This is a genomic window from Falsirhodobacter sp. 1013, from assembly GCF_051195255.1.
Classification (GTDB): domain Bacteria; phylum Pseudomonadota; class Alphaproteobacteria; order Rhodobacterales; family Rhodobacteraceae; genus Falsirhodobacter.
In genome coordinates, this window is sequence record NZ_JBNJLK010000010.1 from 51,108 (window position 1) to 69,542 (window position 18,435).

The 18,435-nt window shown below is 67.1% G+C and carries 15 protein-coding genes; 2 read left to right on the forward strand and 13 right to left on the reverse strand.

The genetic code is table 11. The features are described 5' to 3' along the window. Nucleotides 1–4: 4 nt before the first annotated feature. The 10 genes from ACSHZY_RS13675 to ACSHZY_RS13720 all read right to left on the reverse strand — a co-directional run bounded on the left by ACSHZY_RS13675 (nucleotide 5) and on the right by ACSHZY_RS13720 (nucleotide 12,726). Nucleotides 5–967 carry an ABC transporter ATP-binding protein gene (locus ACSHZY_RS13675; protein ID WP_435170008.1) on the reverse strand — a complete coding sequence of 321 codons (963 nt, stop codon included), beginning with the start codon at nucleotides 965–967 and terminating at the stop codon, nucleotides 5–7. Beyond that, complete coding sequence (locus ACSHZY_RS13680; RefSeq protein WP_435170009.1) at nucleotides 964–2,880, reverse strand: dipeptide/oligopeptide/nickel ABC transporter permease/ATP-binding protein; 1,917 nt, start codon at nucleotides 2,878–2,880, stop codon at nucleotides 964–966. Before ACSHZY_RS13680 ends, ACSHZY_RS13675 begins: the two co-directional genes overlap by 4 nt. Further along, entirely contained in the window at nucleotides 2,877–3,830 is a 954-nt protein-coding gene (locus ACSHZY_RS13685) for an ABC transporter permease (protein WP_435170011.1), read from the reverse strand. Before ACSHZY_RS13685 ends, ACSHZY_RS13680 begins: the two co-directional genes overlap by 4 nt. A gap of 10 nt (nucleotides 3,831–3,840) precedes the next feature. After that, nucleotides 3,841–5,379 (reverse strand): ABC transporter substrate-binding protein, encoded by a 1,539-nt coding sequence (locus ACSHZY_RS13690; protein WP_435170013.1) that lies wholly within the window; start codon nucleotides 5,377–5,379, stop codon nucleotides 3,841–3,843. A gap of 193 nt (nucleotides 5,380–5,572) precedes the next feature. Further along, nucleotides 5,573–6,946, reverse strand: coding sequence for an aspartate aminotransferase family protein (locus ACSHZY_RS13695; RefSeq protein ID WP_435170015.1), 1,374 nt, complete (start codon nucleotides 6,944–6,946; stop codon nucleotides 5,573–5,575). Further along, a complete protein-coding gene (locus ACSHZY_RS13700; protein ID WP_435170016.1) occupies nucleotides 6,943–8,313 on the reverse strand; it encodes an aspartate aminotransferase family protein in 1,371 nt (456 codons plus the stop codon). The genes ACSHZY_RS13695 and ACSHZY_RS13700 overlap by 4 nt, the downstream gene beginning before the upstream one ends. 175 nt (nucleotides 8,314–8,488) lie before the next feature. Beyond that, a complete protein-coding gene (locus tag ACSHZY_RS13705) occupies nucleotides 8,489–9,253 on the reverse strand; it encodes an SDR family NAD(P)-dependent oxidoreductase (protein ID WP_435170017.1) in 765 nt (254 codons plus the stop codon). Nucleotides 9,254–9,369: 116 nt separating this feature from the next. Next, on the reverse strand, nucleotides 9,370–10,092 hold the full coding sequence (eutC, locus tag ACSHZY_RS13710) for an ethanolamine ammonia-lyase subunit EutC (RefSeq protein WP_435170019.1): 723 nt from the start codon (nucleotides 10,090–10,092) through the stop codon (nucleotides 9,370–9,372). Further along, nucleotides 10,089–11,471 carry an ethanolamine ammonia-lyase subunit EutB gene (locus tag ACSHZY_RS13715; RefSeq protein ID WP_435170021.1) on the reverse strand — a complete coding sequence of 461 codons (1,383 nt, stop codon included), beginning with the start codon at nucleotides 11,469–11,471 and terminating at the stop codon, nucleotides 10,089–10,091. Before ACSHZY_RS13715 ends, eutC begins: the two co-directional genes overlap by 4 nt. 163 nt (nucleotides 11,472–11,634) lie before the next feature. After that, nucleotides 11,635–12,726: a 12-oxophytodienoate reductase gene (locus tag ACSHZY_RS13720; protein ID WP_435170023.1), complete on the reverse strand. Its 1,092-nt coding sequence runs from the start codon at nucleotides 12,724–12,726 to the stop codon at nucleotides 11,635–11,637. 97 nt (nucleotides 12,727–12,823) lie between these two features. On the opposite strand from ACSHZY_RS13720, the gene ACSHZY_RS13725 reads away from it, so the two are divergent. Beyond that, entirely contained in the window at nucleotides 12,824–13,204 is a 381-nt protein-coding gene (locus tag ACSHZY_RS13725) for a winged helix-turn-helix transcriptional regulator (protein ID WP_435170025.1), read from the forward strand. An 85-nt stretch (nucleotides 13,205–13,289) separates the two neighbouring features. Next, nucleotides 13,290–14,252 (forward strand): alpha/beta hydrolase, encoded by a 963-nt coding sequence (locus tag ACSHZY_RS13730; protein WP_435170027.1) that lies wholly within the window; start codon nucleotides 13,290–13,292, stop codon nucleotides 14,250–14,252. Between the two features lie 34 nt (nucleotides 14,253–14,286). Here ACSHZY_RS13730 and ACSHZY_RS13735 read toward each other — a convergent pair whose 3' ends face one another. The 3 genes from ACSHZY_RS13735 to ACSHZY_RS13745 all read right to left on the reverse strand — a co-directional run bounded on the left by ACSHZY_RS13735 (nucleotide 14,287) and on the right by ACSHZY_RS13745 (nucleotide 18,317). After that, nucleotides 14,287–14,577, reverse strand: a complete 291-nt coding sequence (locus ACSHZY_RS13735; protein WP_435170028.1) for a flavin reductase — start codon at nucleotides 14,575–14,577, stop codon at nucleotides 14,287–14,289. A gap of 551 nt (nucleotides 14,578–15,128) precedes the next feature. After that, complete coding sequence (locus ACSHZY_RS13740; RefSeq protein ID WP_435170030.1) at nucleotides 15,129–15,485, reverse strand: response regulator; 357 nt, start codon at nucleotides 15,483–15,485, stop codon at nucleotides 15,129–15,131. 15 nt (nucleotides 15,486–15,500) lie between these two features. Further along, nucleotides 15,501–18,317 (reverse strand): GAF domain-containing protein, encoded by a 2,817-nt coding sequence (locus ACSHZY_RS13745; RefSeq protein ID WP_435170032.1) that lies wholly within the window; start codon nucleotides 18,315–18,317, stop codon nucleotides 15,501–15,503. Between the last annotated feature and the right edge of the window lie 118 nt (nucleotides 18,318–18,435).

Here is an 18,435-nt window from a genome sequence, read left to right on the forward strand (position 1 = left end):
CCTCTTACAGAATGTCGTCGCGGATGCAGGCCTTCAGGCGGTCGGTGCCGGCGGGCCGCAGGTCGGGGACGCCGTCCGCACAGGCGGGCAGCGCATAGGGGCAGCGCGATCGGAACACGCAGCCCGAAGGCGGGGACAGCGGCGAAGGGATCTCCCCCTCCAGCCGGATGCGGCGGGTGGCGTGCTTCAGGCTCGGTTCGGCCGAGACCAGCGCGGCGGTGTAGGGGTGCTGCGGGTTGAAATGGACGGCGTCGGCCGGACCCACCTCCATCACGCGGCCCAGATACAGCACCATCACCCGGTCCGAGATGAAGCGCACCACCGACAGGTCGTGGCTGATGAACAGAAGCGAGATGCCCTGCGTCGCCCGCAGATCGGCCAGAAGGTTCAGCACCTGCGCCTGGATGGAAACGTCAAGCGCCGATACGGCCTCGTCGCAGACGATGAACTTCGGCTCCACCGCCAGCGCCCGGGCGATGCCGATGCGCTGGCGCTGACCGCCCGAAAATTCGTGCGGCCGGCGGTCGAGGAAGGCGGGGTTCAGGCCCACCATGTCCATCAGGGCGACCAGCCGGCCTTCGCGCGCGGCGCCGGTGTGCAGCTTGTGGGTGTCCAGCGCCTCGGACAGGGCGGCACGGATCGTCTTGCGCGGGTCGAGGCTCGCATACGGGTCCTGGAAGATGATCTGCATGTCCTTGCGCAGGGCGCGCAGCTTTTCCGGCGCAAGGGTGGTCAGGTCGTGGCCCTGGAACACCATCGCCGCGCTGTCGCTGTCGATCAGCCGCAGCACCGCCTTGCCGATCGTGCTCTTGCCGGATCCGGATTCGCCGACCAGCCCCAGAACCTCGCCCGGGTGGACGGTCAGGGACACGTCGCGCAGCACCTGCATTCTGTGCTTGCCGAACAGGCCCTTCCGGCCCACGGGATAATGCTTGTTGAGGTTCCGGACCTCCAGCAGGGCGTTCATGCCGCTTTCCTTTCGGCTTCGGGCGCGCGGAAGCAGCGCACGTGGCGGTCGGGGCCTTCGAACAAGGGCGGGCGGTCCAGCGCGCAGCTTTCCAGGGCGATGGGGCAACGGTCGCGGAACGCGCAGCCCGAGGGGCGGCGGTCGGGCAGCGGCGGGGTGCCGTCCACCGCGTGCAGCCGGTCGCCCCGCGCCGAATGCATCTCCTCGTGCGAGGAAGGCATGCTTTCCAGAAGCGCGCGGGTGTAGGGGTGGTGCGGGTCCTCCAGGATCTGCTTCGCCGGCCCCTCCTCCACCACCTGTCCCGAATACATCACCGCCACGCGGTCGGCGATCTCGGCCACGACACCAAGGTTGTGGCTGATGAACAGCAGGCTGAGGCCGTCGGCCTGGTCCTGGCGCAGGCCTTGCAGCAGCTCGATGATCTCGGCCTGTATGGTCACGTCCAGCGCGGTGGTGGGTTCGTCCGCGATCAGCAGGCGCGGTTCGCAGGTCAGCGCCATCGCGATCATCACGCGCTGGCGCATCCCGCCCGACATCTCGTGCGGGTAGCCGTCGAAGCGGCGGTCGGGTTCGTTGATGCCGACGCGGGCCAGCAGGCGGAGGGCCAGCGCCTTCGCCTCGGCCGCGTGCATCGGGCGGTGGGCGCAGATCGCCTCCACCATCTGCGCGCCGACCTTGTGGACGGGGTTCAGGCTGGTCATCGGTTCCTGAAAGATCATGGCGATGTCGTTGCCGCGCACGTCCTCCAGCTCCTTCGCGCCCAGCCGGCCCAGATCGACCATATCCCCGGATTTGCGGCGCAGGGTCAGGGTGCCGGCCGACTGCCGGATCGCGCCCGGCAGCAGCCCCATCAGCGCCAGCGACGACAGCGACTTGCCCGATCCCGACTCCCCCACCAGGGCCGTGCACTGGTTCGCGCGCAGGGTCAGGCTCACATCCTCGATCACGCGGACGGAGTGGCCGGGGCGCGGGATGTCCAGACGCAGGCCCCGCACCTCCGCCACGACATCATCGGCGGTCGCGATGGGCCGCCCGTCGCTGGTCGGGACCGAGGTCGTGTCCTTGCCGCCGCCATTCCCCTTCGGGTCCAGCGTGTCGCGCAGACGGTCGCAGAAGAAGTTGATGGCATAGATCGTCAGTGTCAGGGCCACGCAAGGGATGATGATGCCCAGCGGGTCCTGGTTCATGAACTGCCGCGCCCCGCGGATCATCTGGCCCCAGCTGGGCGCGGGCGGCACGACGCCAAGGCCAAGAAAGGACAGCCCGCTTTCGATGGTGATCGCGGCCGCCGCCGTCAGCGAATACTGAACGGATACAGGGCCCGCGATGTTGGGCAGGATCGTTCCGAACACGATGCGGCGCGAAGGCGTGCCGAGGGCGCGCGACGCTTCCACGAAATCCAGCGCGGAGACGCGCAGCGCCTCGGAAAACGAGATGCGGGCGAAGGCGGGGAAATAAAGGATCGACAGCACCGCCACCAGCGTCACTGTGCCGGGGCCGAACAGCGTGACCACCAGCAGCGCCAGAAGGATGGGCGGGAAACACAGCACCACGTCCGACAACCGCGTTGTCACGAACTGGAACGGGCCGCGGAAATACGCGCCGATCAGCCCGAACAGCGTGCCCACAAGGCAGGCGATGGTGGTGGCTACGAAGGCCACGGTCAGCGACACCTGCCCGCCATGCAGCACGCGCGCCAGACGGTCGCGGCCGAATTCGTCCTGTCCCAGCCAATGCTTCCAGCTTGGCGCCGCAAGGCGGTCGCGGACCGAGATCTGGATCGGGTTCGCGTCGGTGATGAGCGGTGCGGCGAAGGGCGTGACGATCAGGGCCGCCAGAAGCACGGTCGGCAGGATCATCCGGCGCGGAAAACGGGGACGCACGCGGGTGGCGCCTTTGGGAATGGCGGTCATTGCAGGCGTATCCTCGGGTCAAGCAGCGAATACAGCAGGTCGATCGCCAGGTTGATCGCGATGAAGATGGCGGCGACCGTCAGGATGACGGCGCGCACGGTGGGAAAGTCGCGCTGCTCCACCGCCGTGACGAGCATGCCGGACAGGCCCGGCCAGTTGTACACGAACTCCACCAGCACGGTGGAACCCAGAAGGATGCCAAGCTGCATGCCCACCACGGTGATGACGGGGCCAAGGGCGTTCTTCAGCACGTGGCGGCGGATCACCAGCCGGCGGGTCAGGCCCTTGGCCGTCGCGGTGCGCACCCAGTCATGGCCGCGCATTTCCAGCACGCTGGCCCGCGTCATGCGGAACACGATGGTGGCCAAGTGCAGGGCCACGGTCACCGCCGGAAGGATCAGCATCCGCAGGTGCTGCACCGGATCTTCGGCAAAGGCGACGTAGCCGCCCGCCGGAAGCCAGCCCAGCACCTGCGCGAACAGATAGATGAACAGCGTTCCCACCACGAAACCAGGGACCGAGGTCAGCAGCGCGTTCACCGCCGAGGCCGCGATGTCGAACCGCCCGCCCGCCCGTAATCCCGCCGACGTGCCGGCCGGAATGGCCACCAGCAGGGCCAGAACGGTGCCCGCCACGATGATCTCCAGCGTGCGGGGAAGGCGCAGCGCGATGTTCTGCGCGATGGAGGAGCCGTCGATGATCGATGTGCCGAAATCCAGCCGCAGGCTGTCCCACAGGAAGGTCAGGTATTGGACACCCACCGGCGCATCCAGACCCATGGTGGCGCGCAGGTTGGCGATCGCCTCCGGCGTCGCGCTGCCGCCCCCCGTGGACAGCAGCAGTTCCGCCGGATCCCCGGGCACGAGCATCAGGAGCGAGAAGATGATCGTGCCCACGACAAGCAGCATCACGGCCGCGCCCGCGACGCGACGCAAAAGGAAAGCGGTCATCGGAGGGTCCTTATCCCAGCTTCGCCCCGTCCAGCACGAAGGCGCTGGACCCGCTGAGGAAGCCCGGCAGGGTGTGGAAGCCCGACACCTTCCCGGACATCCCGTAGGCCTGCGTCCGCCAGTTCAGCGGGATCTGGGGCGCTTCCTCGTAATAGGCGGTGTAAAGCTGCTGGTAGATCGCCTTGCGCTTTTCCATGTCCGGTTCGGCGCGGCCTTCCAGCAGCAGGCCGTCGATCCGCTCGCTCTTGAACCCGTAGGATTGCAGATAGGACGGGTTGCCGGAATAAAGCATGGAGAACAGGGCGTCGGGATCGTTGAAGGTGCCGGACGCGCCATGCACCGCGATGTCATATTGGCCGTTCGTGCCCATGGTCACGCGGCTGCCCCAGTCGGGCAGGTCCAGCGTGACGTTGATGCCGATCATGGCAAGATAGGCCTGCACCACGGCCGCCGTGTCCTGATGCATCCCGTAGGTCGCGGTGGCCAGAAGCCGGCATTCGAACCCGTCGGGATAGCCGGCCTCGGCCAGAAGAGCCTGCGCCTTTTCCATGTCATAGCTGTATTCGGCGGCGGGATCGGACAGCGCGATGGTGGAGCCCGGCGGGTTGGGGAACCCCACCAGCGGCGCCCCGCGGCCGGCAAAGGCCGCGTCCACCACGTCCTGCCGTTCGATGGCATAGCCGATGGCCCGCCGCACGCGCGGGTCCTGCAGGGGTCCTTTCTTGGCGGTGTTGAACAGCAGGAACATGAAGGGGCCGGTGTTGGTGGAAATCTCCAGGCTGTCGGACGCCTCCACCGTTTCGAACTGGGTCCAGGGGAGGTATTCGATCACGTCCACATCGCCCGCCTCCAGCGCCGAATAGCGGAGGTTCTCGTCGGCATAGGCGACGAAGCGGATGGCCTCCACGGCGGGCTGGTCGGGGCCGTAGAAGCGGTCCGCCCGCGCCACCTCCACATAGACCCCCTTTTCCTGACCTTTCAGGCGGAAGGGGCCGCAGCCGATCACCACCTCGGGCGTGCTGCGGGCCGAGATCACGGGCGCGCAATAGCTGGCCAGAAGGTGCAGGAACACCGCGTTCGGCGTCTTCAGCGTGATGCGGACGGTCTTGTCATCCACCGCCTCCGTTTCCTCGATGACGGAAAGGTCGGCCTTCAGGAACGCCGAAGAGCCTTCCTTCGTGATCTCGTTCAGGGAATGGATCACGTCGGCCGAGGTCACCGGATCGCCGTTGTGGAAGACGGCGTTGCCGCGCAGCTTGAAGAGGACCGCCTTGTCGCCTTCCCATTCCACCCTCTCGGCCACCTCGGGCACCAGGTTGCCGTCCCCGTCATAGCCCATCAGGCCGCGGAACATCGTCAGCTTGACGGTGTTGGCGGCCCCGCCGGTGTTCTCGAACGGGCTCAGGCTGGGCGGGAAGGTGGACAGGCCAAAGCGCAGCGTGCCCCCCGTTTGCGCCCGCAGGCCACGCGGCAGCGCCAGCGCGGACAGCCCCGCCCCAAGGCCCAGAAGGACCGCGCGACGCGACAGGGAAAGATGGGTGTCGTTCATGGATACCTCGGACATGCTGTTGGAAGGGTCGCAGGCTTCGGCCTGTCTTGCCCCCATCGAAGCGGCAGACGGCGCCCGGGTCCAATTAAAAAAACTTTTCGGACGCATAGATTCATTTGCGCCAAAACCATGGGCGGAAACGACAAAAGCCCCCGCAGGTGCTGCGGGGGCTTTTGTCGTGATGGGTGGTTTTTCAGCCGAAGACGCGGGTCAGGGCCATGTCGATGGCGGCGGTGATCTGGTCGATCTCGGCCGCAGTCACGATCAGCGCGGGGCTGAGACAGAGCGTGTTGTTCAGCCCCGGCAGCGAACGGTTCGTCACGCCGATGATCACGCCTTCGGCCGCGCATTCCGCCACGACCCGCTGGGTCAGCTTCTCGTCCACCGGCTCTTTCGTGGCGCGGTCCTTCACCAGTTCCGCCCCCTGGAACAGGCCGATGCCGCGCACGTCGCCGATGACGGCGTGCTTTTCCTGAAGCGCGCGCAGGTTCGCGGTCAGCCGCGCGCCCATGGCCTTGGTGTTGGCCAGCAGATCCTCATCCTCGATGATGCGCATGTTTTCCAAGGCCGCCGCCGGCCCCGCCGCGCATCCCCCGAAGGTGGAGATGTCGCGGAAATAGGACAGCGGATCGCCCGCGTCGTCCTTGAACATGTCGAACACGGCCTCGGTCGTGACCGTGAGGGAGATCGCGGCATAGCCCGAGGCCACGCCCTTCGCCATCGTCACGAAATCGGGCTTCACGCCGTAGTTCTGGTAGCCGAACCATTCGCCCGTCCGGCCCAGCCCGCAGACCACCTCGTCGATGTGCAGCAGGATGTCGTATTGCTTGCAGATTTCCTGCACGCGGTCCCAATAGCCTTCGGGCGGGGTGATGACGCCGCCGCCCGCCGTCACGGGCTCAAGGCACAGAAGGCCGATCGTGTCGGGGCCTTCGCGCAGGATCACCTCCTCGATCGCGTCGGCGGCGCGGCGGCCGTAATCGGCCACGTCCCATTGCTTGCGGTATTCGAGGCAATGCGGAACCTCCACAAACCCCTCGGGCAAGGGGCCGTACAGGGCGGCGCGCTCGGGCTGGCCGCAGGCGGCGAGGGTCGCGATGGTGGTGCCGTGGTAATCCCGTTCGCGGTAAAGGATCTTCGACTTCTTCCCGCCATGCTTTTGCGCCGAAAGCTGGCGCACCATCTTGAACACCTTCTCGTTCGCCTCCGAGCCGGAATTGGAGTAATAGACCCGGCTGAGGCCCGGCATCTTTTCCAGCAGCTTTTCGGCAAACAGCGCGCCGGGGATGGTTCCCGCCGCGCCCGCGAAGTAGTTCATCTTCACCAGCTGGTCGCGCACCGCGTCGGCGATGCTGGTCCGGCCATAGCCCACGTTCACCGTCCAGACCGCGCCCGACACGGCATCAAGGAACTTCCTGCCCGTCGCGTCCCAGACATGCAGGCCCTTGCCTTCGACGATGATGCGCGGATCGGCGGTCTCATAGGCCTTGTGCTGGCTCAGATGGTGCCAGACATGGGCCTTGTCGGCGGCGATCACGTGGCTCAGGTCGTTGGTCGCGACGTTCATGCGGGCATCTCCTTGAAGACATGGGCCATGGCAGCGTCGAAGCGGCGGAGGAGTTCCTGCGTCTGCGCCTTGGTGATGATCATCGGCGGACAGAAGCAGACCGCGTCGCCGATGGCGCGCAGGATCAGCCCGTGTTCCTGACAGGCGGCGGCCACCGCCTGCGCCAGCTTGCCCACCGGCTGGCAGCCCGCCTTCGTAGCCTTGTCCGAAACGAACTCCACCGCCGCGATCAGGCCTTCGCCCCGCACCTCGCCCACATTGGGGTGGTCAGCGTATTTCGCCAGACCGTCGCGCAGGATGCGGCCCATGGCGCGGGCGTTGGAGACAAGGTCCCGCTCCTCGATGATCTTGAGGTTTTCAAGGCCCACCGCCGTCGCCACCGGATGGCCCGAGGTGGTGTAGCCATGCCCGAATGTGCCCAGCGTTTCCGACCCGTCGGCGATGCCCTGATAGATGGCGTCCGAGAACACGATCGCGGCCAGCGGCTGGTAGGAGGAGGTGATCTGCTTCGACAGGACCAGCACGTCCGGCTGGATGCCATAGGTTTCGCAGGCGAACATGTTGCCGGTGCGGCCGAAACCGTTGATGACCTCGTCCGCGACGATCAGGATGTCGTATTTGCGGCAGACGGCCTGGATCTTTTCCCAATAGCCCTTCGGCGGCACGATCACCCCGCCCGCGCCCATCAGCGGCTCTCCGATGAAGGCCGCGACCGTATCGGGACCTTCGGCCAGGATCATCGCCTCCAGCTCTGCCGCAAGGCGGTCGGAGAACTGCTCCTCCGTTTCCCCGTCCTGCCCGAAGCGCCAGTAATGCGGGGTGGAGACGTGGCGCACGAAGTCCAGCGGCAGATCGAACCCCTTATGGTTGGCCGGGATGCCCGTCAGCGATCCCGCCGCGATGGTGATCCCGTGATAGCCCTTGATGCGGCCGATGAACTTCTTCTTCTGCGGACGGCCGATGGCGTTGTTGTAGAACCAGACCATCTTGACGACGGTGTCGTTCGCCTCCGACCCGGAATTGGTGAAGTGCACGCGGTCCAGCCCCGCCGGCGTCATCTCCACCAGCTTTTCGGCCAGAAGGATCGAAGGCTCCTGCCCCTTTGAGGCGAACAGGTGCATGTAGGGCAGCGTGTCCAGCTGCTTTTTCGCCGCGTCGATCAGGCGTGTCTCGGAAAAGCCGAGGCCCACGCTCCACAACCCCGCCAGACCTTCGATGTATTCCTTGCCGGCGTCGTCGAACACGTAGATCCCTTCGCCGCGCGCGATCACCAGCGGGCCGGTGCGTTCATGCGCGCGGGCGTTGGTCACGGGGTGCAGCAGATACTTGACGTCGCGGCCCTGAAGCGAGTTGGGGATGGTGTTCATCGTCCTGTCCTGTTGGTTGTGGCGTGGCCCCTGCCGGGTCGTTCCGGTTCACCCAACAGGAGCGAATCCGGCTTGGCAAGACCGAGTGCAGGGCGCCTTCGTGGAGGAATGACCGTCTGGTCGGGTTCCGATCAATGAGGCGGCGCTGCCGCAGATTTCGGCAAAGAAGAAACGTTCAGACGTGCTGGCCGCCGTTGATGTGGATCTCGGCCCCGTTGATGTAGGAGGACGCGTCGCTGCACAGGAACTGGATCGTGCGGGCCACCTCCTCGGTCGTGCCCAGCCGTTGCAACGGAACCTCGCGCTGCACGAGGCCGTCGGTTCCGGGCGACAGGATGGAGGTCGCGATCTCTCCGGGTGAAATGGCGTTGGACCGGATGCCGAGGGGGCCGAGCTCATGCGCCAGCTCGCGTGTCAGCGCGGCAAGGCCCGCCTTTGACGCGGCATATGCGACACCGGCGAAGGGATGCACCCGCGATCCTGCGATGGAGGTCACGTTCACGATGGACGCCTTCGCCTTGGTCAGTTCCGGCAGCAATTCGCGCACGAGGAGGGAGATGGACACGAGGTTGACGTTCATCACCCGAGTCCAGACCTCCGCTTCGGACAGGGCGACGCCCAGGCGGCTGCCGTCCGGCCCCTTGGGGGAGATGCCCGCATTGTTCACCAGCGCCGCCAGCTCCCCGTCCTGCAGGCGCGACCGCACGTCGGCCGCCAGCGCCGGGATCGCCGACAGGTCCGCGAGGTCGGCCTGAATGTGGCTTTCCCGCGCGTTGGGCCAGCGGCATTCGTCCGAAAACGGCTGCCGGGACACCGTCAGCACGCGCCAGCCCTCGCGTTGCAGGACCTTGACGGTCGCATGGCCGATGCCACGGCTTGCGCCGGTCAGAAGACAATATTTGATCAGGGGAACTCTCCCGTTCGGACCCTGAGGTTTCATCAGGATATGAAAAGGATACGCCGCACGGGGCCACTTGCAATCCAAATCTTCTGGATGCGCGGCATCAGGATTTTCTTTCTGTGCGATAATCCGTTTAAGGCCCGCCACCGGTGCGGTCAGCCGCTTTGCGACGGAAGGGCAAGATGGCTGTGATCCTTCAGCGCCGTGCCCGTAAGCCCGCGATCAAGCGCCTGCCGTGTCAGCCAGGCGATCTTGTGCGCGGCCTCGGCATGGGACAGGCCGCCCTTGCCGTGGATGTTGGACACGCAGTTGCGCAGGCTGTCAGGCGTTCCGGGGCGCGGCGCATGGGTCAGATAGGCGCCGAGGCTGTCCGAGACCGACAGGCCCGGCCGTTCCCCGATCAGGAGGAGGCACAGGCGGGCGCCCATGCGGGACGCGATCTCGTCCCCGATGGCGACGCGGCCGCCTTCGACCAGCGCGAGCGGGCCGAGCGTCAGCCCCTCCAGCGCCGGGCGCAGGTGGCGGATCAGGGACGCGGCCTGCACGGTCACGGCGGTGGCCGACAGCCCGTCGGCCAGAACGATGCCCACGTCGCAGAGGGCGTGCGGGATGCGGGCCTCATCCTCCGGGTCCAGCAGGCGGCCCAGATCGGGACGGCGGAGGTAGTTGGCGCGGACCGTGACGCGACTGCGGACGCGGAAGTGTGGCAAGGGCAGGTCCAGCGCGTCCCAGTCCACGGCGCCGTGGATCGCGGCGCGGGCGGCGGCGTGGCTGGCCTGAAAATCCAGCACGGCGGACAGGGGCGCCGCACCGCCATTCGGGTCCAGACGCACGCGGGCGGGGGTCAGGGCGTGCAGGTGGCGGATCAGGTCGCTCATGCCACAAAGCCCATGCGGCGGGTGATGTCGGACAGGTCCGGCAGGGCGCGCGTTCCTTCGCCGGCCAGGTTCATGCGGGCCAGCCATTGCTGGAACTCCGGCGCGGGGGCCAGCCCGCTGATCGTGCGCAGGTAGTCGATATCCTCGAAGGCGAGGCTTTGGTAGGACAGCATCACGTCATCCGCGCCCGGCACCGTGATCACGAAGTTGACGCCGGCGGCGGCCAGCACGGTCATCAGCGTGTCCATGTCGTCCTGATCCGCCTCCACGTGGTTGGTGTAGCAGACATCCACCCCCATCGGCAGGCCAAGGATCTTGCCGCAGAAATGATCCTCCAGCCCCGCGCGGATGATCTGCTTGCCGTCATAGAGGTATTCGGGGCCGATGAAGCCCACGACCGTGTTCACCAGAAGCGGGCGGAAGGCGCGGGCGACGCCGTAGGCCCGCGCCTCCAGCGTCTGCTGGTCCACGCCGTGATGGGCGCCGGCGGACAGGGCCGCCCCCTGCCCCGTTTCGAAATACATCACGTCCTGCCCCACGGTGCCGCGGTTCAGCGACAGGGCCGCGTCCTGCGCCTCGGCCAGAAGGGCAAGGTCGATGCCGAAGCCGCGATTGGCGCCTTCGGTCCCGGCGATGGACTGGAAGACCAGATCCAGCGGGCCGCCCCGTTCCATCACCTCAAGACTATTGGTCACGTGGGTCAGGACGCAGGTCTGCGTCGGCATGTCGAACCGCTGGCGCAACCCGTCCAGCGCGGTCAGCATGTGCAGGCAGTTTTCCACGCTGTCGGAGGCGGGGTTGATCCCGATCACCGCATCCCCCGCCCCGCGCAGCAGCCCGTCCAGCACCGCCACGGCGATGCCCTTCAGATCGTCCGCCGGATGGTTCGGCTGTAACCGCGTCGACAGGCGTCCCTTCAGGCCCAGCGTGTTGCGGAAGCGGGTCACGACCTCGGCCTTGCGGGCCACGCGGATCAGGTCCTGGTTGCGCATCAGCTTGGACACGGCGGCCACCATTTCCGGTGTCAGGCCGCGGGCCACGGCGGTCAGGTCGGCGGTCGTGGTGGCGGGCGACAAGAGCCAGTCGCGCAGGCCCCCCACCGTCATGGAGGCGACCGGCGCGAAGGCCGCGCGGTCATGGGCGTCGATGATCAGGCGCGTGACCTCGTCCACCTCGTAGGGGATCAGGGCGGTGGTCAGGAACTCCGCCAGCGGCAGGTCGGCCAGAACGTAGCGCGCGGCCACCCGTTCGGGCGCGGAGCGGGCGGCGATCCCCGCCAGCTGATCGCCCGAACGTTCCGGGGTGGCGGCTGCCAGAACCTGCGCCAGCCCGTCGAAGACAAAGCATTCCCCCCCGACAATAGCGCGATACTGGGGCATGAGGGGGCCTTTCCGAAACAGACAGGCCCCAGCCTAGGACCGGCCGGCGACGCCGACCAGTCCCACCGTCGCGCACCGTAGCGAAGCACAGGCCGAGGTCGCCGCCTGCCGCTTTTTCGGGCCGTCCGCCGAAAACCTGACCGTCCCGCGAAGGTGGCCGATGTCAGCGCAGTTCGGCCAGATGGCCTGCGTCGAAACCCTGCACCTCTTGCCCCAGCCGCACCTTGCGGGCCCATTCGGCGTCCGAGATCAGGGCCCGTCCCACGGCGATCAGGTCGAACTCCTCCCGCTCCATCCGCGCGATCAGGTCGTCGAGGGGGGTGTGGGCGGAGCTTTCGCCCCCGAACGCCGTCATGAAGTCGGAGTTCAGCCCGACCGACCCCACGCTGATCGTGGTGGCGCCCGTCAGCTTCTTCGCCCAGCCAGCGAAGTTCAGCACCGGGTCCAGATCGGCGAATTCCGGTTCCCAGAACCGGCGTTGCGAACAATGGAGCACGTCGACCCCCGCCTCCACCAGCGGCAAAAGCCAGTCCGTCATCTCGTCCGGGGTGGCGGCAAGGCGGGCGGCGTAGTCCTGCTGCTTCCACTGGCTGACGCGCAGGATCACGGGAAAGTCGGGGCCCACGGCGGCGCGGACGGCGCGAACGGCCTCGGCGGCGAAGCGGGACCGTTCGCGGATCGTGGCGCCCCCGAAGACGTCGCCGCGCGTGTTGGTTTCCCCCCAGAAGAACTGGTCGATCAGGTAGCCATGCGCGCCGTGCAGTTCCACCACGTCAAAGCCCGTGGCCTTGGCCGCCGCGGCCGCCTTGGCAAAGGCCGCCACGGTGTCGGCGATGTCTTCCTCGGTCATGGAAACGCCGCGCGGATCGGCCGGACCCACAAGGGCCGAAGGGCTTTCCACGGGGGCCTCGGGCTCCCACTCCCCCGCCCGCGTCGATCCGGTGTGCCACACCTGCGGGCCGATCCGGCCGCCGGCACCATGCACGGCCTCCACCACCTCGGCCCAGCCCGAAAGGGCCGTGTCGCCGTGGAAGAAGGGGATGCCCGGCAGGTTGCGCGCGGCCGGTCGGTCGATCACGGTGCCTTCGGTCAGGATCAGGCCCACCTCCCCTTCGGCGCGCTTGCGGTAATAATCTGCCTGTGCCGCGCCGGGGATGCCCTTGGGGGCCATGTTCCGGGTCATGGGCGCCATGACGATGCGGTTCGGCAGGGTCAGACCCTTCAGGGTGAAGGGCTGAAAAAGGGCGGTGGACATGGCTTTATCCTTCTGGTGATGTCGGATGCTAGGTATAGGTTGAACACCTGGTGTCAATCGGATACCTTCGCCTCACCAGGTTACCCGGAGGATACCCATGGACGGCGCCACCCGCTTTTCCGTCGATTGCCCCAGCCGGTTGCTGTTCGAACAGATCGCCGACAAGTGGTCGATGATGATCCTGACCGTGCTGAACGAACGGCCCACACGCTTCAACGAGCTGAAGCGGCGGCTGGAAGGGGTGTCTCAGAAATCCCTCAGCCAGACGCTGCGGCGGCTGGAGCGCAACGGCCTGATCACGCGCAAGGTGCTGCACACGACGCCGGTCGCGGTGGAATACGCGCTCAGCCCGCTGGGCGTCACGCTGCTGATGCCGTTCCGCGCGCTGTACGGCTGGACCTGCGAGAACATGGCCGCGGTGGAGGCGGCGCGGGAGGCGTTCGACCGGCGTCTTGCCGCAGAACCCTTCTTGGCCTGAAAAACGCGACGTGAGGGCGGGTGGTTGCGTGGGACTGGCTAATCGGCCGGTCAGCGACCATTCTTCCATGGGAAAGGAAAACAAGATGACCAATCCCTTCATTCGGCCCGACGTTGCGATCTTCCTGAAACAGCTTGAAGCGCAGGCGGCGGCGAGTGCCGGTGCGCCCCCTTCCCTGGACGCCACGCGCGCCGGCATGGAGGAGAAGTCAAGGCAGGCGGACCTGCCGGTCGGCGATCTGGCGCGGATCGAGGATCTGACCGCCAAGGGCCCGGACAGCCGCGCCATCGCCCTGCAGCTTTACGACGTCCGTCCCCAGCGGGAGGCGAGCCCGCTGGTCGTCTTCTATCACGGCGGCGGCTTCGTAACGGGCAGTCTGGCGACGCATGCGGCGATCTGCGCGCAGATCAGCCGCCTGCTGGACCTGCCGGTCGTCGCCGTGGATTACCGCCTTGCGCCCGAACACCCCTGGCCCGCCGCGCCCGACGACGGCGAGGCCGCGACCCGTCATCTGGCGGAAGCCCGCGATCTTGGTTTCGTGGTGGAGGGGCTGTTCCTGTGCGGCGACAGCGCGGGCGGCAACCTTGCGCTGGTGACAGCACTGGCGCTGAAGGACCGTCCGGCGGCGGTGCCGGTTCTGGGGCAATGCCTGTTCTATCCGGTCGCCGACCTGAAAACCACCTACCCGTCCGAGGAGGCGTTCGGCCATGGCTACCTGCTGACGCGCGAGTTCATTCAGGGCATGATGCTGCAATACAAGCCGGACGTGTCGGATCCGCGCGCCTCGCCCCTGTTCGGCTCGCTGGAGGGGTTGGCCCCCACCGCCGTGGTGACGGCGGGGGTGGACCCGCTGCGCGATCAGGGGCGCGCGCTGGTGGCGGCGCTTGGCAAGGCCGGCGTGCCGCTGGCCTTCCACGAGGCGCGGGGCCTGATCCACGCCTTCCTGAATTTTCGGCGGGCGATCCCTTCCGCCTCGGCCGATCTGGAACGGGGGCTGGCCCTGTTCCGCACGCTGGTGGCGGGATCGGTGCCGCGCCCGAAAAGGTAAGGCGGGTTGGGGGGGGCGGCACTCGGCCCCTTGTTCAGGCGCCGCGCGAGGCGGGCGGCGTCGGCACGTGCACGAAGCTGCGGTCGACATACAGCCGCGCGTGGCCGTCAAGGCGGACGCGGATGTCGATGACCTTTCTGATCAGGACGTTGTGGGTTCCGACCTTGCGCGTGTCCTGCAACAGGCAGTCGAAGGACACGATCGCATCCTCCGGCGCCTGGTCGCCGGAAGGCATGTCGTGCCAGCGTGGGGGCATTGCGCGCCTCCCTGTCCGTCTCGCGCCCGGCGACAGGTCCGGCGAATGGTGCCTGCTCAGACGCGGCACGGCTTCCCTCCCGCTTTGTTTGACGTGTTAAACACATCGCTGCTTGTCAACAGAATCCTTCACATGAAAAATATCCCTCGATAGGGAGCGCACGAGTTGATCGACGACGGATCCCGCCTTGCCGAAACGCGGCGAAGCCTGCCCATGGCGCTGCTGCGCGCCCGTGAGGCGGTCATGGGATGCTTTTCATGCTGAACACCCACGGGGTCACCGAACAGCAATGGCGCGTGATCCGCGTGCTGGAGGAGTCGGGCACCGTCGTCGCCTCCGCCCTGTCGCGGATGGTGGCCAACCTTCCCCTTCGCTGACCCGCATTCTGCGCGCGCCGGAACTGCTTGGCGTCATCGCGCTGGCGCGGGATCGGAGCGACGGGCAGTGCCAGCAGATCACCCTGACCGACCAGGGCCGCGCGCTGATGGCCAAGGCCACCTTGGAAAAGCGCCGCCATCTAGCGGCGCTGGAAGCCCGCATTGGGGCGTGGCGGATCGACCGGCTTCTGGACGAATTGGACGACATGATCGCGCAGATCCGGCGCGTGGGCGACGGACGCCTCAGGCGAAGCGGCGGACTTCTTCCAGAACCTGTTCTTCCAGATAAGGCTTTCCCAGGAACACCGCGCCTTCCGGGATCACCGCCCGGCTGACATGGCGGTGCCCCGAGGTGACGATGATCCCCACCGGCGGCCAGCCGTCCCGCACGCGTGACGCCAGCCACAGCCCGTCCTCCCCCGGCCCCAGATCCACGTCGGTGAAGATCACGCGGATCGACGGGCAGGTTTCCAGGATGCGGATCGCCATTTCCGAGGATCGGGCCCCGATCGCCTCGAAGCCGGCGTCGTCCATCATGGCCAGCGCGGCCATCCGCAGGATCGGTTCGTCCTCGACAACGAGGATGGTAGGGTCAGACATGGGGCATCTTCCTCATCACGACTGCCGCAACTCGGACAGGGGTGCCCGGATGGTCGCGACAAATCCTGATGGGTCATAACTCAGTTCCACCCCGCCGGTTCCGGTCAGACCCATCTGGATGAGCCGGGATCCGAAGCCCTTGCGGGTCGGGGGATGCACCTCGGGGCCACCCGCCTCCTGCCAGACGACGACAAGATCCCGCTCCCCTTCGGACACGTCCTCGATGTGCCAGACGACGTGCAGGAGGCCCGCGTCCACCGAAAGGCAGCCGTACTTGACCGCGTTGGTGGCCAGTTCGTGCAGAAGCATCGACAGGCTCAGCGTGCTGCGGGCGCCAAGGTCCACATCGGGGCCGCCGGTGCGAATCCGTTCGGGTCCGACCAGCGGGGCAAGGGTCGACTGGATGGTCTGGCGGATCGATCCCGCTTCCCAGTTGCGGTGCAGCAGCACGTCATGGGCGGCCGACAGGGCCTGCATCCGGCGCAGGAAGTCCTGAAGCGCGGTCTTGTCGGTGGCGGCCCGCAGCGTCTGGCTCGCGATGGCCTGCACCATCGACAGGCTGTTCTTCAACCGGTGCGACAGTTCGTGGTTCAGGACCGCCTGTTCCTTTTCCGCCCGCGCCGTGGCGAGTGCCGCGTAAAGACGGTCCGCGACGCGCCGCATGAAGTCGACTTCGCCGGCCGTCCAGTGGCGGGGCACGTTCTGGTGGACGTAGAGGGCGCCGATCAGCTCCTCCTGCCGCATCTGGGGGACGCTGATCTGCGCGGCGACACGGTTGGCAAGGTAATTGTCCAGATCGCCGGCCAGCTGCACCTCCGCGACGGCATCGTTCAGGACAAGAGGCTGCCCGGTTTCCAGCTGCGCCGTCGTGTCCTCGAAATCCGACAGTTCATAGCTGCCATAAAGGCGGCCCGCGCCCTCCGCCACGCACTCGCCGGTGACGATATAACGGCCTGCCCGGCGGTCCACGACGGCATAGCCGGCCCTTGTCGCATCCAGCGTCTTCAGCACGAGCCCACAGGCCAGCTCGATCATCTCCTCGGGGGTGATGGCGTGTCGCACGCTGTTGCCCAGATCCAGCAGCGCTTCCTGCCGAAGCGCGGCCATCTTCTTGTCTGTGATGTCCTGGACGGTTCCGCACATGGCGCGGATGCGGCCCGTGTCGTCGCGGATGAATTCGGCCCGGCGGGCGATCCAGCGCAGCTTGCCATCGTCCGCGCGGCGGATGCGGTACTCCACGTCGGATGGGGCGGTCCCCTCGGGGTGAAGGGCGTCCCGGGACGCAAGCTCGCGATCCTCGATCATGACGATCTCCTGGAACAGGCGGGTGGAGGCGCGTTCCTGCGCCGGCACCCCGAAGATCCGAAAGAACTCTGAGGATCCCACGACCGTGGCGGTCGCGACGTCGATCTCGAACGTGCCGACGCCGCCGGCTTCCTGCGCCAGCCGCGACCGCTGTTCCGCGTCGCGCAGCGCCCGCGCGTCGTCGGCGCGTTCGCGGGCCACCGACAGAAAGCGCGCGATGGTCTGGAAGAAGGACAGCGCCTCCTCGTCGAAGCTGTTGACCTCGGCGCTGCCGAACGAGATGACGCCCACCGCCCGGTCCCGCACGCAGATCGGGAAGCCGGCATAGGCCCGCAGCCCTGTGGTCCGGGCGATCTGGTGGCGCGGTTCGCGCGTCACGTGCAGGTCGGACAGGACCAGCGGTTCCGCCGTTTCCGCGACGATCCCGCACAGCGGCACGTCAAAGGCCACGTTGTCCAGCGCCATGCGTGTTTCCTCGGCCACGCCGACCGAATGGCGCAGAAGAAGGTGCTGCCTGTCCGGGGCGATGTCGTAAAGATAGCACTGCTCGAACCCGATGGTGTCCGTGCCGCCTTCCAGAATGGGCCCCAGGGTGGCTGCGGGATCGTCCGTGCTCAGCAGTGCGCTGGAAGCCTGGGACAGAAGCGACAGCCGCTGCGCCTGCCGGCGGGCATGCGTCCGGTCCCGCAGAATCTTGACATAGCCGACATGCTGGTCGGCGTCGTCCTTCAGCAGCATCATCTCGCCCAGGGCGAAGAAGCGCGAACCGTCCTTGCGCACGTGCCAGCGTTCGTCCGCCGCGCGCCCTTCGGCCCGCGCCGTCGCCATCTCCATGTCCGGAATGCCCACCGTCCGGTCGACGGAGTTGAAGATGATTGTTCCCGGCCGGCCCTGCATCTCGTGCTCGGTCCAGCCGAAGACGTTCTCGGCGCCCTGGTTCCAGGCGGTGACGTTGCCCGCCAGATCCAGCGACAGGATGGCGTAATCGACGGAACTGTCGATGACCTGCCGGTGATGCGCGGCCAGACGCTGCGTGGCCGCAAGCGAAGCGCGAAGCTCCACCTGCGTCATCGCCTGCCGCGCCAGAAGACGCAGGGTGCGGATCTGGTGGCTGTCCAGCTCCCGCGGCTTCTTGTCCAGAACGCAAACCGTGCCGATGGGGAAGCCGCCGCGCGTCTTCAGAAGGGCGCCCGCATAGAATCGCACCCCGTCGGTTCCGCGCACCAGCGGATTGGCGTCGAACCGCGGGTCCCGATGCGTGTCGGGCACGATCATCAGCCCGTCCGACAGCAGCGCCTTCCCGCAGAACGAGGTGTCGAGCGCGGTGTCGCACAGGGCCGGGCCGACCTGCGCCTTGAAGAACTGGCGGTGGGTGTCCACGAAGTTCACCAGCGCGATCGGGGCCTGACACACCTCGGCCGCGATGGCGGCGATGTCATTGAATTCATCCTCGGGTGGGGTGTCCAGTATCTCGTACTGGTGCAGCGCCAGAGAGCGCGCCTGTTCATCGAAGGGAAGTCGGGGCACATCAACAGCTTGGGGCGGCATGGAGACCTACGTTCCTCGGGACGGTTCCTTGTCTCATCATCCGTGGCCGGGGGCAAGGCGGTCGGGATCGGCGGATTGTCCCCGAACCGGCGTGCCG

Excerpts from the sequence above, each read along its gene's own strand:
- ACSHZY_RS13675 (WP_435170008.1), bottom strand. The coding sequence starts at position 967 with ATGAACGCCCTGCTGGAGGTCCGGAACCTCAACAAGCATTATCCCGTG.
- ACSHZY_RS13680 (WP_435170009.1), bottom strand. The coding sequence starts at position 2,880 with ATGACCGCCATTCCCAAAGGCGCCACCCGCGTGCGTCCCCGTTTTCCG.
- ACSHZY_RS13685 (WP_435170011.1), bottom strand. The coding sequence starts at position 3,830 with ATGACCGCTTTCCTTTTGCGTCGCGTCGCGGGCGCGGCCGTGATGCTG.
- ACSHZY_RS13690 (WP_435170013.1), bottom strand. The coding sequence starts at position 5,379 with ATGAACGACACCCATCTTTCCCTGTCGCGTCGCGCGGTCCTTCTGGGC.
- ACSHZY_RS13695 (WP_435170015.1), bottom strand. The coding sequence starts at position 6,946 with ATGAACGTCGCGACCAACGACCTGAGCCACGTGATCGCCGCCGACAAG.
- ACSHZY_RS13700 (WP_435170016.1), bottom strand. The coding sequence starts at position 8,313 with ATGAACACCATCCCCAACTCGCTTCAGGGCCGCGACGTCAAGTATCTG.
- ACSHZY_RS13705 (WP_435170017.1), bottom strand. The coding sequence starts at position 9,253 with ATGAAACCTCAGGGTCCGAACGGGAGAGTTCCCCTGATCAAATATTGT.
- eutC (WP_435170019.1), bottom strand. The coding sequence starts at position 10,092 with ATGAGCGACCTGATCCGCCACCTGCACGCCCTGACCCCCGCCCGCGTG.
- ACSHZY_RS13715 (WP_435170021.1), bottom strand. The coding sequence starts at position 11,471 with ATGCCCCAGTATCGCGCTATTGTCGGGGGGGAATGCTTTGTCTTCGAC.
- ACSHZY_RS13720 (WP_435170023.1), bottom strand. The coding sequence starts at position 12,726 with ATGTCCACCGCCCTTTTTCAGCCCTTCACCCTGAAGGGTCTGACCCTG.
- ACSHZY_RS13725 (WP_435170025.1), top strand. The coding sequence starts at position 12,824 with ATGGACGGCGCCACCCGCTTTTCCGTCGATTGCCCCAGCCGGTTGCTG.
- ACSHZY_RS13730 (WP_435170027.1), top strand. The coding sequence starts at position 13,290 with ATGACCAATCCCTTCATTCGGCCCGACGTTGCGATCTTCCTGAAACAG.
- ACSHZY_RS13740 (WP_435170030.1), bottom strand. The coding sequence starts at position 15,485 with ATGTCTGACCCTACCATCCTCGTTGTCGAGGACGAACCGATCCTGCGG.